The sequence below is a fragment of the Halomonas sp. 3D7M genome (assembly GCF_014897885.1).
Taxonomy (GTDB): domain Bacteria; phylum Pseudomonadota; class Gammaproteobacteria; order Pseudomonadales; family Halomonadaceae; genus Vreelandella.
Genome location: NZ_JABUZF010000093.1, coordinates 1 through 3,603, shown reverse-complemented (window position 1 = coordinate 3,603; position 3,603 = coordinate 1). Strand labels below are relative to the sequence as shown.

The window sequence follows — 3,603 nt, the reverse complement described above, 5'->3', positions numbered from 1 at the left end:
AGTGACTTGGCACCGGCGTCCACGGTGCCCAGGCTTTTCTCGGCCAGCGGCCTTGCGCGCCCGACCTTAGGCAACAGCTCAGCAGTGGCCTCAGCAGCTTCTTCTGCCCGCCTAGATGCCTTCTCCCAGGCGACAACAACCCCATCTCCTAATACCACCGATGCGGACAGGGCATCTGAAAACGGCACTATCACATCGACCAGAGTCTTATCACCGAGCTTAGCCTTACCGAAACTCATGACATTGTCACTGGCAGCCGAGACTCCCGCTGCCAGGCGCCTTGCATCCAGCGGGTACTCGTTGCCCAGAGCCTCGCCAACCGAGGTGAGGATCACTCGCCAGATTGCTCCAGAGGTGCCGCCCGCTTTGTCAGCCCAGCGCGCGCCTGCCAAGCGCAGGACGGTTTCGGCACCCGCGCCATCACTTTGAGCTTGCCTGGCTGCCTCCAGGCAAGCTTTGCTGCCCCGCTGCATTCCGATACCATGATCACCATCACCGGCGACTGCATCAATACGCCCAAGCATCTCGGCATTTTCATCAACCGTTTTGGCAAGCGCCTCAAGGGCCGCCACCACGCCGCCCGCCAACTCTTTGGAGGCTTGACTGGCAACGGGTATCTCATCCTGAGCCACAATTTCCATTTCTGACACATCAATTGATTCGGCGCGCCTCACACTACCCTTGCGGTAACCCGGCGCGTCTGCTGGCGCCACCCAAAGTCGCTCCATAGTGTCATCAAGCCATAGCAACGTCAGTGACACGCCCGCCATATCCAGGCTAGTGACCAGCTCTCCCACATCTGGCTCGACGATCCGCAATCCAGCTTCACACAGCAGCTCATCCACGCGCCGATAAACCACGAAGAGCTCTTCATATTTGATGGTACCCAGCCCGTTGAGGATCGGCGCCACTCGGGCGCCCGCAATACTCACCCCCTCCGGCAGCTCATCGAGAAGTCGGGCAACCAGCATCTCCGCCAACCCATTAGCAGTTGGCACATCAGCCTCATCAATCCCCGGCTCACCATGAATACCCAGACCAATAGCCATCTTGCCTTCAGGTACGTGAAACAGTGCGTCGCTCGCACCCGGTAGGGTACAGCCATCGAAGGCAACACCGAAGGAGCGCGTGCGATGATTAGCTTCGCGCGCTACGGCCACGACCTCGTCCAGATTGCCACCCTCTTCGGCAGCCGCAGCGGCGACCTTAAAAACGGTTAGATCGCCAGCAATGCCACGCCGCCTGTCGATTTCACTGAGTGGCGCGCTGGCCACGTCATCGGTAATGGTCACAATTTCGCAGGAAATACCTTCTGCAATCAATCTTTCGCGCGCCTCCCCAAAGTGGAGAACATCACCTGCATAATTACCAAAGGTCAACAAGACGCCACCGCCGTTGTTCGCCGCCTTGGCCACTGAATAGACCTGCTGTGCCGAAGGCGAGCAGAACAGATTACCCATGACAGCACCATGGGCAAGACCCTGCCCAACCAGACCAGCGAAGGTCGGGTAGTGCCCACCCCCTCCCCCAATCACTACCGCCACTGTGCCAGGTTCGCTACGAGTACTGCGCACAACCCCGCCAGGCACAGCCATCAATCTGTCGCGATGAGCGGCCACCAGCCCGAGGCGGGCTTCTTCAGGGAAGTCACTAGGGTCATTGAACAAGCGTGTCATGGAAACGTGCCTCTTTAGTTAAAGGCCAGCCGGTGCCCATAGGGCTAGCCACCGACTAGCTATAATTGTTGTTGATTGACGAGAGTCAGTGCCTTGCACCATCTAGGCGCGACTCATACTCCTTGATTCTTTCCACCTTCGACGCCGAAGCTCCGCCAGCAAATGATTTAGCGAGGAAGGTCGTGACGATCTCCTTGGCTAACTCCGCCCCCACGACGCGAGCCCCTAGGGTGACAATCTGCGCATCATTGCTGGTGCGCGCCTTGCCAGCAGAGTAGGTGTCGTGCGCTTGGGCGGCACGAATTCCCGGCACCTTATTGGCCGACATGGCAACACCGATGCCAGTGCCGCATAGCAGGACACCGCGATCAAACCGCCCCTCCCGGATAGCCGTCGCCACTTCAAAGGCCACGTCAGGATAAAGAATAGGCTCCGCATTGAAAGTACCAAAATCCTCAACCTGATAGCCAAGATCGCGCAAATGAAGGACCAGGACCTTCTTGAGCTCGAAGGCTGCCTCATCACCTCCGATGGCGACTTTTAAAGCAGGCTTCGTGTTGACGTCAGACATGAATGCTCTCCATTAATAATTGTAGGGGGGTCAATCCCGGCCTTGCGTACTGACCGATGAAAGCCAATCTACCACTAAGCGAGCATTTGTAAACATGCTGATCATGAGATCGATCACCAGCAAAAGTTATAGAACCGTTCAACGCGAAGCACTAATTAAAAATAAAACACTGTAATTAATCATTTTTTTGAAATTAAAGTGATTTTTTTTATCATTTATAAGCCTTTAGTCTATCTTCAAAATCACTTGCAAAGTCAGGATTGTTTGACAAATAGCAATCAAATACACAATCATTTGATCACCATCGGTTCATAAATACAAAGCACTGGAGACCGCATGTCACAGCTTGATTCCTTACGTCACCATTCCCTGGTCGTCGCCGATACAGGCGACCTAAGTGCTATACGGCGCTACAAGCCCCAGGATGCCACCACCAACCCCTCTCTAATTCTCAAGGCGTTCGAGCTCCCCGATTACCAGCCGCTGATCGATACGGAGCTGGCGGCACTCCGAGCCCAGAGTGGTGGGCGCCAGGCTCAGGCCGAGCAGGCCGTGGATCGGCTTGCCGTTGCCATGGGCAGCGAAATTGCCAGGGTGGTGCCGGGGCGGGTATCCACGGAAGTCGCGGCACGCCTTTCCTTTGATGAGGAGGCCAGTGTCCGCAAAGCTCATGAGTTGATCGAATACTACGACCAGCGCGGCGTAGGGCGAGATCGTGTGCTGATCAAGCTGGCCTCCACCTGGGAAGGCATCCGCGCCGCCGAGCGGCTGGAGCGTGAAGGTATCCAGTGTAACCTGACACTACTATTCAGCGATGCCCAGGCCCAAGCCTGCTTTGATGCCGGTGTTTTTCTGGTCTCGCCCTTTGTGGGCCGGGTCACCGACTGGCACAAGAAGGAGACCGGCCAGAAATACTCCCCCGAGGAAGACCCTGGCGTACAGTTTGTGAGCGGAGTCTGTCAACGGGTCAACCAGGGTGGCTACGATACCGTGGTGATGGGGGCAAGTTTCCGCACAACAGGACAGGTTTTGGCGCTGGCAGGCTGCCCGCGACTGACGATTTCTCCTGCATTGCTGGAGGAGCTGGCAGGCACCCAGGGGGAAGTGACCAGAGCGATTGCCGAGGAAGGCGGCCAGGGCGCGCGCCCGGCACCAATTGGAGAACCCGAGTTTCGTTGGGGGCATAACCAGAATGCCATGGCCAACGACAAACTGGCCGAGGGCATCCGCCGCTTTGCTGAGGATCAGGCGCATCTTGAAGCCCTGATCGCCGAGCGCCTCTCCTCTTCCCATTGATCATAAGAACACTGCACAGGAACATTGATATGCCAACCCGTTTTGAGCTGGCCAATGCCA

The 3,603-nt window shown here is 56.8% G+C and carries 3 protein-coding genes; 1 reads left to right on the top strand and 2 read right to left on the bottom strand.

Features of this window, described 5'->3' with window-relative positions:
* Together INT22_RS03665 and rpiB are read right to left on the bottom strand one after the other, a co-directional pair.
* Positions 1-1,676, bottom strand: a 1,676-nt coding sequence (locus INT22_RS03665) for a dihydroxyacetone kinase family protein (protein ID WP_193067716.1), incomplete at its 3' end; no start/stop codon positions are given.
* Positions 1,677-1,761: 85 nt separating this feature from the next.
* On the bottom strand, positions 1,762-2,247 hold the full coding sequence (gene rpiB / locus INT22_RS03660; RefSeq protein WP_193067715.1) for a ribose 5-phosphate isomerase B: 486 nt from the start codon (positions 2,245-2,247) through the stop codon (positions 1,762-1,764).
* Positions 2,248-2,583: 336 nt separating this feature from the next.
* Here rpiB and tal point away from each other — a divergent pair, with 336 nt between their 5' ends.
* Positions 2,584-3,543 carry a transaldolase gene (gene tal, locus INT22_RS03655; RefSeq protein ID WP_193067714.1) on the top strand — a complete coding sequence of 320 codons (960 nt, stop codon included), beginning with the start codon at positions 2,584-2,586 and terminating at the stop codon, positions 3,541-3,543.
* The last annotated feature ends 60 nt before the right edge of the window (positions 3,544-3,603 follow it).